General features: G+C 60.7%; 13 protein-coding genes. 6 read left to right on the top strand and 7 right to left on the bottom strand.

The window, feature by feature from the left end; translation table 11 throughout:
- Window positions 1-23 precede the first annotated feature (23 nt).
- A complete protein-coding gene (locus G5137_RS18030) occupies window positions 24-1,346 on the bottom strand; it encodes an isochorismate synthase (RefSeq protein ID WP_019445479.1) in 1,323 nt (440 codons plus the stop codon).
- A 208-nt stretch (window positions 1,347-1,554) separates the two neighbouring features.
- Here G5137_RS18030 and G5137_RS18025 point away from each other — a divergent pair, with 208 nt between their 5' ends.
- Entirely contained in the window at window positions 1,555-2,460 is a 906-nt protein-coding gene (locus G5137_RS18025) for a 1,4-dihydroxy-2-naphthoate polyprenyltransferase (RefSeq protein WP_421255752.1), read from the top strand.
- Window positions 2,461-2,533: 73 nt separating this feature from the next.
- On the opposite strand, the gene G5137_RS18020 is transcribed toward G5137_RS18025, so the two are convergent.
- A complete protein-coding gene (locus G5137_RS18020) occupies window positions 2,534-3,928 on the bottom strand; it encodes a PepSY-associated TM helix domain-containing protein (protein ID WP_421255751.1) in 1,395 nt (464 codons plus the stop codon).
- Window positions 3,929-4,196: 268 nt separating this feature from the next.
- Here G5137_RS18020 and G5137_RS18015 point away from each other — a divergent pair, with 268 nt between their 5' ends.
- Window positions 4,197-4,601 carry a hypothetical protein gene (locus G5137_RS18015; protein ID WP_421255750.1) on the top strand — a complete coding sequence of 135 codons (405 nt, stop codon included), beginning with the start codon at window positions 4,197-4,199 and terminating at the stop codon, window positions 4,599-4,601.
- Here the strand turns inward: G5137_RS18015 and G5137_RS18010 are convergent.
- Together G5137_RS18010 and dbpA are read right to left on the bottom strand one after the other, a co-directional pair.
- Window positions 4,598-4,888 carry a YkgJ family cysteine cluster protein gene (locus tag G5137_RS18010; protein WP_216980058.1) on the bottom strand — a complete coding sequence of 97 codons (291 nt, stop codon included), beginning with the start codon at window positions 4,886-4,888 and terminating at the stop codon, window positions 4,598-4,600. The two genes, G5137_RS18015 and G5137_RS18010, sit on opposite strands and share 4 nt — an antisense overlap.
- An 89-nt stretch (window positions 4,889-4,977) precedes the next feature.
- A complete protein-coding gene (gene dbpA, locus G5137_RS18005) occupies window positions 4,978-6,357 on the bottom strand; it encodes an ATP-dependent RNA helicase DbpA (RefSeq protein ID WP_421255749.1) in 1,380 nt (459 codons plus the stop codon).
- Window positions 6,358-6,901: 544 nt separating this feature from the next.
- On the opposite strand from dbpA, the gene G5137_RS18000 reads away from it, so the two are divergent.
- The gene (locus tag G5137_RS18000) at window positions 6,902-8,107 is read left to right on the top strand and encodes a NupC/NupG family nucleoside CNT transporter (RefSeq protein WP_005363118.1); all 1,206 of its coding nucleotides are present in this window, start codon (window positions 6,902-6,904) and stop codon (window positions 8,105-8,107) included.
- A 64-nt stretch (window positions 8,108-8,171) separates the two neighbouring features.
- Here the strand turns inward: G5137_RS18000 and G5137_RS17995 are convergent, their stop codons facing one another.
- Window positions 8,172-8,672 carry a metal-dependent hydrolase gene (locus G5137_RS17995; protein ID WP_041234360.1) on the bottom strand — a complete coding sequence of 167 codons (501 nt, stop codon included), beginning with the start codon at window positions 8,670-8,672 and terminating at the stop codon, window positions 8,172-8,174.
- A gap of 125 nt (window positions 8,673-8,797) precedes the next feature.
- Window positions 8,798-9,247 (bottom strand): YaiI/YqxD family protein, encoded by a 450-nt coding sequence (locus G5137_RS17990; protein WP_124928468.1) that lies wholly within the window; start codon window positions 9,245-9,247, stop codon window positions 8,798-8,800.
- A 140-nt stretch (window positions 9,248-9,387) separates the two neighbouring features.
- Here G5137_RS17990 and zntB point away from each other — a divergent pair, with 140 nt between their 5' ends.
- Both zntB and G5137_RS17980 read left to right on the top strand, forming a co-directional pair.
- Window positions 9,388-10,353 carry a zinc transporter ZntB gene (zntB, locus tag G5137_RS17985; RefSeq protein ID WP_162506411.1) on the top strand — a complete coding sequence of 322 codons (966 nt, stop codon included), beginning with the start codon at window positions 9,388-9,390 and terminating at the stop codon, window positions 10,351-10,353.
- A gap of 13 nt (window positions 10,354-10,366) precedes the next feature.
- Window positions 10,367-10,879 carry a mechanosensitive ion channel domain-containing protein gene (locus G5137_RS17980; protein ID WP_005354921.1) on the top strand — a complete coding sequence of 171 codons (513 nt, stop codon included), beginning with the start codon at window positions 10,367-10,369 and terminating at the stop codon, window positions 10,877-10,879.
- A 142-nt stretch (window positions 10,880-11,021) separates the two neighbouring features.
- Here G5137_RS17980 and G5137_RS17975 read toward each other — a convergent pair whose 3' ends face one another.
- On the bottom strand, window positions 11,022-11,435 hold the full coding sequence (locus G5137_RS17975; protein WP_216952830.1) for a hypothetical protein: 414 nt from the start codon (window positions 11,433-11,435) through the stop codon (window positions 11,022-11,024).
- A 262-nt stretch (window positions 11,436-11,697) separates the two neighbouring features.
- Between G5137_RS17975 and pulA the strand changes: the two genes are divergently transcribed.
- Window positions 11,698-15,762 carry a pullulanase-type alpha-1,6-glucosidase gene (gene pulA, locus G5137_RS17970; protein WP_421255748.1) on the top strand — a complete coding sequence of 1,355 codons (4,065 nt, stop codon included), beginning with the start codon at window positions 11,698-11,700 and terminating at the stop codon, window positions 15,760-15,762.
- Window positions 15,763-15,812: the final 50 nt, after the last annotated feature.

The raw sequence follows: 15,812 nt of genomic DNA, 5'->3' as shown, positions 1-15,812 counted from the left end.
CGTAGCGTGAAAAGGGTGAATGACTATCCCAGCAGGGAGAGCACATTGGCGATCTTGTTGTCGAGTTCGGCCCACTCGGCGACAGGCTCGGAACCGGCGACAATGCCGGCACCGGCAAACAGGGTGACGCTGCCCGGCTGAATGCGGGCGCTGCGAATGGCGACCGAGAACTCGGACGTCTCCCGACTCAGCATGCCGCAGGCTCCGGCGTACCAGCCCCGATCGTAGGGCTCGAACTCGCGGATAAAGGCGAGCGCTGCCTCGCGCGGGGCGCCGCCCACCGCCGGCGTCGGGTGGAGGGCGTCGAGCAACTGCCAGTCGCAGACCCCGGGCTTGAGCTCGGCTTCGATATCGCACTTGAGGTGTTGCAGCAGCCGCAGTTTCAGAATGCGCGGCTCGGTCAGGGTGGCATCGTGGGTCAGTGGCGCCAGACGGCTGAGGATGTCGGCATGTACCAGCCGGTTCTCCAGCCGGTTCTTGCTGTCGGCCAGCAGCTCGGCGGCCAGTTGGGCATCCACCTCTTCATCGCCGGAGCGGCGGATGGTGCCCGCCAGTGCCTCGGTAAAGAGGTGGCGATCTTCCCGGCGGTAGAGCCGCTCGGGGGAGCAGGCGATAAAGGCCTGCTCGGGGGAGAATTGAAAACCGAAGTGGAAGCAGTCCTGGGCGTGGCGGGCCCACTGGTCGAGCATGGCCCAGGGATTGATATCCGCATCATGGTTCGGACTGGTCAGCACGCTCTCCCGCGACAGCACCACCTTGGGGGTGTGCGCCTGAAAATCGGGGGCGGTGACGCGCTCTACCAAGGTCTGCCACTGGGCGGGGCCAGGGCAATCCTGTCGCTGCCAGGGCTGCTTTTGCAGGGCGGGTAGCGGGGCTTCCGGGCGCAGGGCATCGAGGGCGGCTTCTGCCGCCTGCAGTTCGGCCTCGAGATTGTCGTCATCCAGCCAGAGGTTGAGGCAGAGGCTGACGCACTCGCCACGGCGCACCAGCTCGATGCGGGGCAGCACGAAACGGCAGGGGCCAAACCCTTGCCAGCCGGATTGGGCCGGATCGAACGCCAGTCCGCCATAGTAGCGGGGGCTGTCGTCATGATGCTGGTTGGCTGTGTTAGTACACACCTGCTTGATGGCGTGCGGCTCGGTCAGTTCATGGATGGCGCCCAGCGCGACATACTCGGGACGAGCCTCTCCACGGGCCTGCCAGTAGATGCGGGGATAGAGGGTTTGCGCCGCGAGCCAGCCCAGAAAGGAGCGGATTTCGATCGCCACTCTCAACCGTACGAAGCCGCTGACGTTGCTGTGACGCAGGGCGTCCAGTTGTTGCTTGATATGGGTCTGAGCCAACATGGATTCTTGTCTGAGCCGGGTAGTAACGAGCGATCCGGTAGCTGGATGCCGTAGGTTTATGCCAAAGGGCGATGATTTCCTATATATTATCTGCCCATTCGTCCATGTAAATCGCCCGCGGGAGCTTCACTCTCCGGGGCCAAGTATACCCAAATCCGGTTCGATAACCCTTAACACGATCAATATCCGATTGTTTGGCCATCACAAAATGACAAATACCTTCTCTGTTTGGTTGCTGGCGGCGCGTTTGCGAACATTGCCGCTCGCCTGCTCTTCCATCCTGCTGGGCTCGGGGCTGGCTGCCAGTCGTGGTGCCTTCGATGGCACCATCATGGCGCTCTCTCTGCTGACCGCCATCCTGCTGCAGATCCTCTCCAATCTGGCCAACGATTACGGCGATGCGGTCTCCGGCGCCGACAACGGCGAGCGGATCGGCCCGCAGCGGGCGGTGGTCTCCGGCCTTATCACCAAAAAGCAGATGTGCGTGGCGATGGGGATGACCGCGCTGGCGGCGGTGGCCAGTGGCCTGCTGCTGCTGGGCTGCGCCTTCGGCGGCCAGTGGCTGCAGATTTTGGCATTTGTAGTGCTGGGTGGTGCGGCCATTGTTGCGGCGGTGACCTACACGGTCGGCAAGACTCCCTACGGCTATCGCGGGTTTGGCGATATCTCGGTGTTCTTATTCTTCGGCCTGCTCGGGGTGCTCGGCTCCTACTACCTCTTCACCAAGACGCTGGAGTGGGATCTGCTGCTGCCCGCCACCGCTTGTGGCCTGCTGGCCACCGCCGTGCTCAATATCAACAATGTGCGCGACATCGAGACCGACGCCGCCAGCGGCAAGATCACCCTGGCGGTGCGCCTTGGCCGCAACCGCGCCATCGCCTATCACTGGGTGTTGCTGGGGGCGGCGCTGCTGGCCACCATCGCCTTTATCCTGATCCAGCCCGCCAGTTTCTGGCCGTGGATCTTCCTGCCCGCCATGAAGCCTCTCAGCGATGCGGCCAAGACTCTTCGCGAAAGCTACGATGGCGAGGTGCTGACCGGTTCCCTCAAGAAGACCGCCATCAGCGCCTTTCTGTTCAGCCTGCTGCTCTCCATCGGGTTGGCGCTATCCTGACGGGGGGCGCAAACGCCAAGGCGAACAATGAAAAGGGCTCCCGAGATGGGAGCCCTTTTTGGTTTTGGCCGGTTTAGCTGGCGCGCGCCACCTTGAGCGTGCGGCGGGAGAAGAGCAGGGTATCCAGCAGCCAGATGGCGACCATGGAGGCGCCGACCAGCGGGAAGGCGATCCCCAGCAAAATGAGCAGGGCGATGGCACCGCGCATCGGCGGGAGTTTGGCAGGCAGTGGCGGCGCGGCGAGACGGCCCTGCGGACGGCGGCACCACCAGATCCACAGACCACTCACGGCGCTGGCCAGCACCATCAGGCAGATGGTCAGCATGGCCAGCTGATGGGGCCAGCCGTAGAGCTTGCCCATGTGCAGCATGACGCCGCTCTCCACCGTCTTGGCAACCGTGCCGTAATCCTGCCAGCGCACATCGGCCAGCACCTTGCCGCTGTATTGATCGATATGCAGGGTGGCGTCGTTGCGTGGATCGTCGGCAAACAGGGCGATGGTGTAGACGCCGGTGGTGCCGACCGGCGGGGTGATGCTGTACCCCGGACTCACCTTCCGGGCAGTGGCGATATCCACCACCTGTTGCAGCGGGATCCGCTGGCTGGCCATCACCATTCCCTCGTGCTCGCCGTGGTTCATGGCACCGTGATCGTGCCCCTCATCGACCGGCTGCGAGCTGGGCATAGGGGTGTTCTCCACCGCCCAGGGGACGGTCTGCTCATGGGCCTGATTGAGGTTGCGGGCCAGCGGTGCCGATTTGGGCACCTCATTCCACATGGCGGCCGGGAAGCGGTTCCAGACCGCGGCAAACTGATCGCCCCAGAAACCGGTCCAGGTCATGCCGCTCAACAGCAATAGCAGCAGGAAACCGGCGCCCCAGAAGCCGACCACAGCGTGCAGATCCCGCCACCAGAGACGTCCGCGCTGGCTCACTCTGGGCCAGAGGATGCCGCCCACCCCGGGCCCCTTGCGTGGCCACCAGAGGTAGAGGCCGCTCAGCAGCAGCACCAGCCCCCAGCCTGCAGCCAGTTCGATCAGCCGATCTCCGGTGGTGCCGAGCAGCAGGTCGGCGTGCAGGGAGCGAGCCACCGCTTGCAGATTCCACTTGTTGTCCATGGTGCCGAGCAGGGCGCCGCTGGCGGGATCCATAAACAGGGTCAGTTCCTGTTCACCCCGATTGACGATGAACTGGGCGCTCAGGTCGGGAGCGGCAGGCGGCAGGTATTTACGCAGGCTAGCATCCGGCATGGTCATCATCGCCTTGGCCAGCAGCTGGTCGGCACTCAGGGTCTGGCTGGCGGGGGCGACCTTCATCAGCTCGGGGTACATCAGGTTGTCGAGCTGGGGTTTGAACAGATAGACGATCCCGGTCAGTGACAGCAGGATCAGGAAAGGGGCGACAAAGAGACCGGCGTAGAAGTGCCAGCGCCAGATCCGTTGGTAATGACTCGAGTCCCTGTTTTTCATTGCACATCCTTGTTGGGGTGCCAAACCTTTCGGTTGGTGGAATGTTTGTGGCGGCGCGGATAATAGCAGTAACGTTTCGTTAACTGCAATCACACATCTCGAGACCGATTCAGTGCGGGATGTCGGTAACATGAGGTGCCGACGGTTTGCTGGATAGGATGACCACACTTTGGGGAAAGCCTGTTTGCTGCTGGACTTTTCCTTATAAATTATTACCTTGTGGTAACAATTTGCAGGCGATGGTGGTGGTAACGGAATGGGAGCAGTCATGCAGCCACATGGGCAATTTGACATGGAGCGCAGGGGCCAGATGCTGATCTGCCGCCCGAGTGGCCCCTTCAATCTGGCAGGTGCCATGGCCTATGAGGCGCGCTTTCGTCACGAACTGGCCGGTCTGATGGATGGCCCCTGGGGAATTGTCGAGGTCGCGACCGAGTTTGAAGCGGCCGGGCCCGAGGTGCTGGCCCGTTTTCGTCGCCAGTTTGGCTGGTGTGCCGAGAGTGGCTGTCAGTTTCTGGCTGTGGTTTTCGTAGGGGGCTTCAAGCGCTATCTGGCCGATCAAATCTTCAAAGGCTTGCCGTTTCGGGCTGTGCGCTATTTCGAGCAGGAGGGGGCCGCCATTCGCTGGCTGGAGCAGGAGCTATCGCTCTGCGCAGTGAGCCGCTCAATTTAACCGAGATTGATAAACCACTTGTCCCGCTCGTCGATGCAGTCGGGTTCCCCCATCTCGAATTCACGGCAGATCAACGGCCGTACCTCGTAGATACGGCACATCATGGTGTTGCGGTCGAGGGCGGCGCACCAGCCATCGTCCAGCCGGCGCATGACCGGTATCTCGCCTTCCCGTTCCAGTACATAACGGTCCGGCACGCCAGTATCGGTAAAGAGCATCACTTCGAGGCGGCAGCAGCAGGCTTCGCAGTTCTGGCAGCTCACATCGGTCTGGATTGCTTGGGTCATGGTGCCTGTCTTGCCGCATGGCGGCATCGGAGATATGAAACAGGCGCCTGTCAGGCGCCTGTGGTCTGGCTAACGGCTTGCAAAGAACCTTAGCCCAGTTTGCGGGCGCGGTAGCTGCGACCCTTGATCTTGCCTTCCTGCAGCCGCTTGAGTGCAGCCTTGGCCACGCTCTGTTTGACCGCGACGTAGGAGTATTGCTCGGAGATCTGGATCTTGCCCACGTCGGCGCCGGCAATGCCGCCTTCACCGGTCAGGGCACCCAGAATGTCACCGGCCCGCACCTTGGTCTTGCGGCCTGCATCGATGGAGAGGGTTACCATCTGCGGTGCGATTGGCTTGATGTCGCGGCCGATGCTGTCGAGATCACCCAGCGGCATCGGAGCCTGCTGGTACTCTTCGATAAAGTTGACGCGCTGGGCCTCGTTCGGCTGATAGAGACTCAGGGCCAGACCCTGCTGGCCAGCACGACCGGTACGACCGATGCGGTGCACGTGCACTTCCGGATCATAGGTCAGCTCGTAGTTGATGACGGCGCCCAGCTCCTTGATGTCGAGGCCGCGGGCCGCCACATCGGTGGCCACCAGAATGGTGGCGCTGCCGTTGGCAAAGCGCACCAGCACCTGATCCCGCTCGCGCTGCTCCAGATCGCCGTTCAGCGCCAGCGCCGAGAAGCCCTTGGTGGCCAGATGGTCGGCCACGTCGTTACAGGCGCGCTTGGTGTTGCAGAACACCACGCAGGAGCTGGGCTGGTAGTGACTCAGCAGCCAGGTGAGGGCGTCGAGGCGCTGACCGGCAGGCACTTCGTAAAGCTTCTGTTCGATGGCGCTCCCCTCGTGCAGGGACTCCACGCTCACCTCGACCGGATTGCGCTGCACGCCGCGGCTCATCTGGGCGATCCCTTCCGGATAGGTGGCGGAGAAGAGCAGGGTCTGACGCTGTTGGGGGGCATAGCTGATGACCCGGTTGATATCTTCGCCAAAGCCCATGTCCAGCATGCGATCCGCTTCATCCAGCACCAGCGTCTTGAGGCCGGATAGCTCCAGCGTGCCTTGCTCCAGATGCTTGAGAATACGACCCGGGGTGCCGACGGCGATGTGGGCACCAAAGCTCAGGGTGGCGGACTGCGGTGCGGTCGGGGTGCCGCCGCACAGGGTGACCAGCTTGACGTTGGGCAGGGCGCGCGCCAGACGACGGATCTCCTGAGCCACCTGATCCGCCAGTTCGCGGGTCGGGCAGAGCACCAGCGCCTGCACTTCGAGGCGGTTGACGTTGAGCTTGGCCAGCAGGCCGAGGCCGAAGGCGGCGGTCTTGCCGCTGCCGGTTTTTGCCTTGGCGATCAGGTCTTTGCCATCGAGCACCAGGGGCAGGCTCTGGGCCTGGATCGGGGTCATCTGCAGGTAACCCAGGCTGGTGAGGTTCTCTTGCAGGGCGGGGGAGAGATTGAGGCTGCTAAATTCGCTGTTGTTCACAAAAGGACTCTATTTCGGAGAAAACGGGGATGCGCGAGCGCTAAGGCCGCGCATCATACCAGAATGTGGCACCGGATGTGGCGGATTTTTGAACGGCTGGTCACGAGGGGGCCATGAAAGGTTCATTTGTTGCCAAACCGATCGCGGGCGAGCACTGACAATGTAATAAGGACTATTCTTCAAACACACATCTAATTATTTATCGCGGATAAACGTTTTCTATTTTCAGTGTTTTAATATAATGACTGGAAAATATTCCACGAGTAGTTATTGCGCCATAGGGAATGTTGCGAAAATGCTGATGAAATATTTTCAAAGAACATAAAAACGGCGCCAGCCTTACTCAATATGATGTTTTTAAAGGAATTTATATTTTCCATGTTGCGCGATTAATATCAGTTCATTGCACAATTAATTTAAAAACGTTTGTATTATCCTGCCTCCATAATATTGCGCGGGATTGTGATGGCTATCTGATTTTTAAATGTGCAAATGTCTATGATGGCGCCGGTCAAAAATTACAATTTACTCAGGTGCTACAGGTATGGAATACGTTCACTTTGTGCTCGGACTGGTGATGGTCCTCGCTCTCTCTCTGCTGGCTAACCGCCACAACTGGAAACAGATCAAGCTGCGTTATATCGGCCAACTGCTGGTGGTCGAACTGGCGCTGGCCTGGTTCATGCTGAACTCGGAAGTGGGTCTGGCGGTGGTGGGGGGCTTTGCCGCCGGCTTCACCAAGTTGATGGAGTTTGCCAAACAGGGTACCGACTTCGTGTTCGGTGGTCTGGTCAACGAAGGGGCCTTCTCCTTCTTCCTGATGGTGCTGATGCCCATCGTCTTCATCTCCGTGCTGATCGGTATTCTGCAGTACATCCGCCTGCTGCCGCTGGTGATCCGCGGTATCGGTACCGTGCTGGCCAAGATCAACGGCATGGGCAAGCTGGAGTCTTTCAACGCCATCAGCTCGATGATCGTCGGTCAGTCCGAGAACTTCATCGCCCTCAAGAACATCCTGCCGCACCTGAACGAGAAGCAGATGTACACCCTGGCGGCGACGGCCATGTCTACCGTCTCCATGTCCATCGTCGGTGCCTACATGCAGCTGATCGAGCCGCGCTACGTGGTCGCCGCGCTGGTGCTCAACATGTTCAGTACCTTTGTGGTGCTCTCTCTGATCAACCCCTACGAGCCGGATAACTCCGTGACCGACATCAAGGCCATTGCCGAAGGTGACGAGCACCACACGCCGAAGAAAGAGAACTTCTTCGAGATGCTGGGCGAGTACATCATGGCCGGTTTCACCGTTGCCGTGATCGTGGGTGCCATGCTGGTGGGCTTCATCGCTCTGATCGCCCTCATCAACTACCTGTTCGAGATGGCATTTGGCGTGAACTTCCAGTTCGTCATGGGCTACCTCTTCTACCCGATCGCCTGGATCCTGGGCATCCCGAGTGGTGAAGCGCTGCAAGCGGGCTCCATCATGGCGACCAAGCTGGTGACCAACGAGTTTGTGGCGATGATGGATCTGGGCAAGGTGGCTGCCGAGCTCTCTCCGCGCACCGTCGGTATCCTCTCCATCTTCATGGTCTCCTTCGCCAACTTCAGCTCCATCGGCATCATCGCCGGTGCGGTAAAAGCGCTGAACGAAGAGAAGGGCAACATGGTTTCCCGCTTCGGCCTGAAGCTGGTCTACGGTTCTACCCTGGTCAGCCTGCTCTCTGCCGTTATCGCAGGCATCATGATCTGATCCTCTAGTGGTTCGCACCACTGCTTGGGCCCCTGACCTCGTCAGGGGCTTTTTTGTTTCTGGCTCACAGCCGCCAGCCGCACCACCAGCCGGCGACCAGCAAGGTGAGAGTGCAAAAGCCGGTTTCGATGGCACCGCCGCTGCGCAGCGGCCAGCCCGGCAGGCGGTAACGGCGCTTGATGGGCCAGAAGAGCGGAATGCCCGCCGGGGTGAGCCAGTCCCCCAGCAGATGGCTGAGGTAGCCGACGATCAGCGCATCCTTGACCCCCATGGGCAGGGTGTCCGGCGGCAGGCTCTGGTTCAGCCCCCAGACAGCGGCGGCGACCGCCAGCAGACTGTGGGTGAAGCCGCGATGGCCGAACAGCCGCGACAGAGGTTTCGAGATCCACGGCAGGCGCTGCCCCAGCACCGATTTGGGGTGGTCGAGGTCGGGCAACAGGGCGCTGGCCAGCGCGGCAGGGATTGTCTGCCACAGGCTGGCATCGGCCAGCGCCGGAGTGAGCTGCAGTTTGTGGGCGATCAGGGTGCAGGTAACGGAGAAGAGCAGGTGCCCTTGGGCGGTCATGATGATTACGGCGTGGACAAGATGGCGGCGCATCTTACCAGCCTGACGGTTGTGGTCAGCTCTTATTTTAAAAATCAGGATGTTACGGCGAAAAAGCGCCCAAATTGGGCGCCTTTATAGCCTATTTATAACTTGCCTTTGACCAGCCACTTGTCGAGGGCATTGGCAAAACGCTGCTTGTCGGCGGCATTGAGGGGGGCCGGGCCGCCGGTCTGCACCCCGGCCGAGCGCAGCTCTTCCATAAAGTTGCGCATGCCGAGCCGCGCCTTTATGGTCTCGCGGGTGTAGATCTCGCCACGGGGATTGAGCGCCTCGCCACCGGCATCGATCACCCAGGAGGCGAGGGGGATGTCGCCGGTGATCACCAGATCGCCGGGTTGAACCTGCTGGGCGATGACATGATCAGCCACATCGAATCCCTTCTCCACCTGCTGGGTTTTGATGAAGGGCGAGGGGGGCACCCGCAATCCCTGATTGGCCACCAGGGTGGTGACGACCTGGGCGCGGTGGGCGGCGCGGTAGAGGATCTCCTTGACCGGAATGGGGCAGGCATCGGCATCAACCCAGATGGGCATGGCATGGTTTCCTGTAGTGAAAGCGGATGGAAAACGAGAGCGGCCATGTTAACACAGGCCTCCCCTTCCAGGCGCGGGGCTGAGTCGGCCCCGCCTTTGGTGTAAGCTGGGGCCAGCACATGAAACGAGAAGGAGACGAGATGGATCGGGTGCCCGGTGAAGTGATTTATGCCCTGACCCTGGATGGCAAGGGTGGCATGGCGCCGCTGACGGCGGGAAGCGAAGTCCCGGCGGGACATCCCGGCTGGCTGCATCTGGATTACGGCAATCCCGATTCGGCGCGCTGGCTGTTGCAGACCCCCTTGCTCAGCGAGGCGGCTAGGGAGTCGCTGCTCGGCCAGAGCAATCGTCCCAAGCTGGTGCGGATGGGGGAGACGGTGCTGCTGATCCTGCGCGGCATCAACCATAACAAGGATCACAGGCCCGAAGAGATGGTGGCGCTGCGCATCTTCATCACCCCGGATCTCATCATCAGCAGCCGTCGTCGTCCGCTGCTCTCCGAACAGGATGTCTTCAACCAGCTCAAGCTGGGGGGCGGCGCCGATACCCCGGCCGACTGGCTGGTGGAGATCTGCGATGCCCTGACCGATCGGGCGGGGGAGTTTGTCGAGGAGCTGCACGACAAGATCCTCGATCTGGAGGAGATGGTGCTGATGCGCGACATGCCCGCCAATGGCCGCTTGGCGCTGATCCGCAAGCAGCTCATCATGATCCGCCGCTACCTCTCGCCGCAGCGGGATCTGGTGGCGCGGCTGGCCAACGAGAAGATCAGCTGGCTGGATGAGGATGATCGCCGCCGTCTGCTCGATATCGCCGACCGGCTGCGGCGCTGGCTCGATGACCTCGATGCCGGAGTGGCGCGCACCGCCGTGCTGGCAGACGAGATCAACAATCTGATGGCAGAGGCGACCAACCGCCGCGCCTACCAGATGTCGGTGATGGCACTGCTCTTTTTGCCGGCCAGTTTCCTGACCGGTCTGTTTGGCATCAACCTCGGCGGTATCCCCGGGGCCGAGAATCCGACCGCCTTCTGGGTCTTCTGCGGATCCTTGGTGGCGCTGGCAAGCGGGCTGGCTATCTGGCTCAAACATCGGCGCTGGTGGTAAGGAGGCATAACCCATGTGGCAATCAATTGGCCTGACCCTGCTGCTGTTGCTGGGTCATACCCTGATCCGGCGGCTTATTCACAAGAGCCTGCTGGCGCTCGGCCAGAGCAGGCAGGTGAGCGAGAACCGGGTGCTCTACGTGGCCCATGTGTTCCACTTCCTGCTCGGCTGCGCCACCCTGCTGGTGCTGGCCGGGGTGTGGGGGCTCGACTTCTCCCGACTGGTGGTGCTCGCGTCCTCCTTCTTTGCGGTATTGGGGGTCGCCATGGTGGCCCAGTGGTCGATCCTCTCCAACATCACCGCCAGCATCACCATCTTCTTTGCCTTCCCCTACAAGATTGGCGATCGGATCCGCATCCTTGACAAGGATGATTCGGTCACCGGCGTCATCACCGAGATTGGCCTCTTCTATGTGCGGGTGCGTGATGACAACGGCGATCTGGTCACCTATCCGGCCAACCTGATCCTGCAAAAGCCGGTCAGAAAGCTGGAGGGCAAGGTGGCGGAACCGCTGCAACCGGAGTAGCAGGACATTTGCTGCCGGGGGGCTGGGCGTAGCGAGGAGTGATGCTCTGGTGTAAATCCACCACGCCTTCATTCGACACAGGCTATTGTGGATGCGTGCTGCGGCCACAATAGCCAGAACGACTCAACAGTTGGCTCCGCAGCTAGATCTCCTGTTGTGAGAGATCGGCCTGCGGCTTGTGTTGCCAGATTGCGCCGAGCAGCAACTTGAGCAGCAGTCCGGGCGGGTTGTCCAGCAGTTTGCCGGACTCCAGCAGCAACTGGCCATCGGCGCGAAATCCGAGGCTGGCATCTATGGTGCCATCCTCCGAGACCACCTGGATCAGGCCATTGAGGGCGGAGCGCTCACCGGGCTGACAGCGCAGCCGCAGTTCGCGGGGTTCCCCCAGCAGGGTAAAGGCGCGGCTCAGCGGGGGTGAGTCTTCATAATCGGGCCAGTTGAAGAAGTGATACTGTTCGGCCAGGGCGCCTGCCTGCTGGCAGAACTGGTCGAACAGCTGCCCGATCGCCTGATACTCCTGATCGAGTCGTCTTGCCTGCTCTTCAATCCGTTTCATTGCTTACTCCTTGTCTATCCACTTGATCAGACATTGCTTTTCTGACCCCGTGACTGCCGTTTTCCAGATATGAGGCCAAATGGCCGCGAGGTCTGTGAGCCGGATCGAAGTTTCAGTCTGAAAACGTTATCTTGTTGAAACTGGATGGTTTTTTTGCCCTCTCGCTCACATTTGAATCGATTACCGCTGATTAATATGGCACCGCCTGGCAATGACCGGGTGCTCGACTATCGAGACTAACTACAGCGGGAATTATAAAAATATGGATATGAAAAAGACCAAAGTGGCGCTGGTAACAGCCTCACTGCTCGCGCTTTTGTCTGGCTGTAATGACAACAGCTCTGATGCCTCCGGTGTGAACCCCGTCCCCCCTACACCGCCTACACCTGAAGTCACCGATGGGCCTGTCGCTCGTCTGCCCAAGATGGATCCCCCGAAAGAGTTGCTGGTTGCCGGCGACAATCAGGTGGTCATTGCACTGGTGGATACCCAGTCGGCAGCCAAAGGCGCCAAGGCACCGTTTGACAGCTACAGCCTGCACCTTTGGAACAACGACGCCTGCAAGGCAACGGCAGATAGCGGCCTGAATACCGGGTGGGATGACAAGAGCAAGACACCGGCCACCGCCGACAGCTTTGGTCCGGCCTGGGTCGTTCCGCTCAACAAGGTGGAAGGGTGCATCAACTTTATCGCCCGCAACGGCGATCTGGCCAACCTGACCGGCAGCGATATGAAGGTGATCTTCAGTGAGCACCCGGATCGCACCGTGGCCATTGTCGCGGGCAAGAAAGATCTGTTTGGCAGCCGTGCCGAAGCCTTTACCGCCGCCTTTGGCGTGGCGGGGGCCAGCGCTCATTTGATCGATGGCAATACCCTGATTTGGCAAGGGGGCAAGGACAAGCCCCACGTTCGCCTCTATTACACCGACTCGGGCACCATCAAGGCCAATGCCGATGGGGTGTTCGATTTCCCCTATATCAGCCTGACCGCGACCAGCCTGACTGCCGAGCAGCAGGCCAAATATCCGCACCTCAAGGATGCGGCCGCCTTTGCCCTGCCTGCCGGGAAAGATCTCAAGCCCCTGCTCAAGGGTGAGCTGGTGGCTATCGGCACCGATGCCGACGGTATCCTGCAAGGAGCCACCCTGGTGCAGAGCGCCGGCGCCCTCGATGCGCTCTATGCTCCCGAGGCGACCAAGCTGAGCTATGGCGCCGTGGTAGAGGGCAATCGGGTGACCTTCCGTCTCTGGGCGCCGACCGCCAAGTCGGTCAAGCTGGCCCTCTACAACGCCAGCCACCAGAAGAGTGGCGAGGTAGCGATGACCTTTGACAGCGCCAGCGGCAGCTGGAGTTATGAAGGGGGCAGCGAGCTGATCGGCCAGTTCTATCGCTACGATATGGAGGTCTACCATCCGCTGAGCCGCAAGGTTGAGCACTACGAGGTGACCGATCCCTACTCCCTGAGCCTCGCGATGAACTCCGAGTTCAGTCAGGTAGTGGATCTCGAGGACCCGGCCCTGAAACCGGAAGGGTGGGACAGCCTCAAGGCGCCCCACAGCCAGCAGAACCCCGCCGACATCACTATTTATGAGGCCCATGTTCGTGACCTGACCGGCAACGATGCCTCCACCGATGAAGAGAAGCGCGGCAAGTTTGTCGGTCTGACCCAGCCCGACTCTGTACCGGTCAACCATCTGAAAGCGCTGGCAAAGAGCGGCGTCAGCCACTTGCACCTGCTGCCGGTGTTCGATATCGCCACCGTCAACGAGGATCCGGCCAAGGTGGCCAATCTCGGCGATGACTTCAGCAAGCTCTGTCAGGTCAATCCGGATGTGAAAACATCCAAATTTGGTGGCTATTGCGGTGGCGGCCAGACCGTGGGAGATGTGCTGGCCGACCTGCAAGGGGGCGACAGCAAGGATAATCCGCAGGTGCAGGAGCTATCCGGTTACCTGCGCGGCGTCGACTCCTTCAACTGGGGTTATGATCCCTACCACTACACCACGCCGGAAGGCTCCTACGCCACCAACGCCGAGGGCACCAAACGTATTCTGGAGTTCCGCGAGATGGTCAAGGCCATCAAGCAGAACATCGGCATGAACGTGGTGATGGATGTGGTCTACAACCATACCAACGAATCCGGGCTCGGCCCCAAGTCGGTGCTCGACAAGATAGTGCCTTGGTACTATCAGCGCCTCAATCCGGAGACCGGCTCGGTGGAGAACTCCACTTGCTGCTCCAACACGGCGCCGGAACACGCCATGTTTGCCAAGCTGATGGATGACTCCCTGGTCACCTGGGCGCGCGACTACAAGATCGACGCCTTCCGCTTCGACCTGATGGGCCACCATCCGAAAGATCAGATGGTGCAGGCGCTGGCCGCGGTGAAGAAGGTCAATCCCGAGATGTACTTCTACGGCGAGGGGTGGAACTTCGGCGAAGTGCAGGATGACAAGCGCTTCGTGCAGGCTACCCAGAAGCATCTGGGCGGTACCGGTATCGGCTCCTTCTCCGATCGCTTGCGCGATGCGGTGCGCGGCGGCAGTCCGTTCGACGGTGGCGATACCATTCGCAAGACCCAGGGCTTTGGCAACGGTGCCTTCGTCGATCCTAACGAAATGAGCAAGGTGGATCTGGCGACGGCCTTGCACCAGTCCGATCTGGTGCGGCTCGGCATGGCGGGCAACCTCAAGGAGTTCGTGCTGACCGACAAGGATGGCATGCCGAAGAAAGGCGCCGAGATCGACTACAACGGTCAGCCTGCCGGTTATGCCCAGGATCCGGTGGAAGTGCAGAACTATGTCGACAAGCACGACAACCAGACCCTGTTCGACAACCTGATCTACAAGGCGCCTGCCGGAGCCGATCTGGTGCGGATGCAGGGGGTCTCGCTAGCGACTGCCATGCTGGGTCAGGGCATTCCCTTCACCCACGCCGGTGTCGAGCTGCTGCGTTCCAAATCCATGGAGCGGGACAGCTATGACTCGGGCGACTGGTACAACAAGGTCGACTACACCCTGGGCGACAACAACTTCGACAAGGGATTGCCGCGCAAGGACAAGGATGGCGACAACTATCCACTGATCGAGCAGGTGCTCGGCAAGCATGCCAAGCCTGGCTCGGCCGAGATGGCGCAGATGGTGAGCTTCTATCAGGAGCTGGCGGAGCTGCGCAACTCCTCCCGCCTGCTGCGTCTGGGCAGTGGCGCCGAGGTGATCAAGCGGGTCGACTTCCGCAATACCGGCCCGGATCAGGTGCCCGGCCTTATCGTCATGACGGTGGATGATGGCGTCAGTGCCGGAGCGGATCTGGATCCGGCCATCGACGGTCTGGTGGTGATGATCAACGCCAGCAACCAGAGCCAGAGCATCGGCGACTTCCGTGACGGTAACGATCAGCCGATCGATCTGAGCGGTATGGTGCTAAGCAGCAAGCATCGCGCAGTCGACAGCATCGCCAGCGGCGCCGCCTATGATAACGGCCAGCTGACGCTGGGGGCCTGGTCTGCCGCTGTGTTCGTCAAGCCGCAGTCTGGTGCACAGGGTGCGGGCCTGCCGGTCAGCAAGAAGACCGACCTGAGCACCCTGCCACCGTTTGGCAACACCGATGTTTATCTGAAGGGGTTCCTCGATGAGTGGGGCAACACCAACCAGATGACCTTCAGCGGCAACTTTATGTACGAGTTCACTACCGAGGTGAGCACCGACAAGCTGGGTACCACCAGCGTCAAGATCGCTGACGCCAGCTGGGGGCCGGTCAACTACGGCAGCTGTAACGCCGGTGACAAGCTGGTGGTTGGCACTCCGCTGACCCTTTGCAAGGGGGGAGAAACCGGCAATATCGGGCTCGATCTGGCCAAGGCAGGCAGCTACAAGTTTGTCTTTACCGCCATGAACAAGGACAAACCGACCCTGAGCGTCAGCTTCACCGAGCCTGTGCAGAGCTGCAAGGTGCTGGATACGGTGGCGGGCAATCCGCTTGGCTACAACCTGTTCGTCAAGGGTGAGCTCTCCGGCTGGGGAGCCCAACCTCAGTACCAGCTGAGCTACAAGGGGATGGACGGCGATCTCGCCATCTATCAGGCGGCGTTCAACTACGCTGGCAGCACCGAGTTCAAGGTCGCCAACGAGGACTGGAGCAAGGAGTACCTGCTCAACGGTGGCGGCGCGGTGAACGCTGAAACCGGCTATTCGTTCGCCTTCTCCAAGGGGGGCAGTGCCAATAACAGCATCACCCTGCCGCAGGGGTTGTGGAGTGTGCTGGTGAAGGTTGACCCGGCTGGCGTCAAGGCGGGCACAGCCGTCATTCAGGAGTGCAGCGTCAAGTAAGCAAGCCATTGAGTCCGGGGGATGGCTCGGCGCCCCCGGGTTGAATTCCA

Source organism: Aeromonas sp. 600282, from assembly GCF_049175755.1.
Classification (GTDB): domain Bacteria; phylum Pseudomonadota; class Gammaproteobacteria; order Enterobacterales; family Aeromonadaceae; genus Aeromonas; species Aeromonas veronii_A.
The sequence above is the reverse complement of the archived record's forward strand: the minus strand, read 5'-3'. Positions and strand labels throughout refer to the sequence as shown.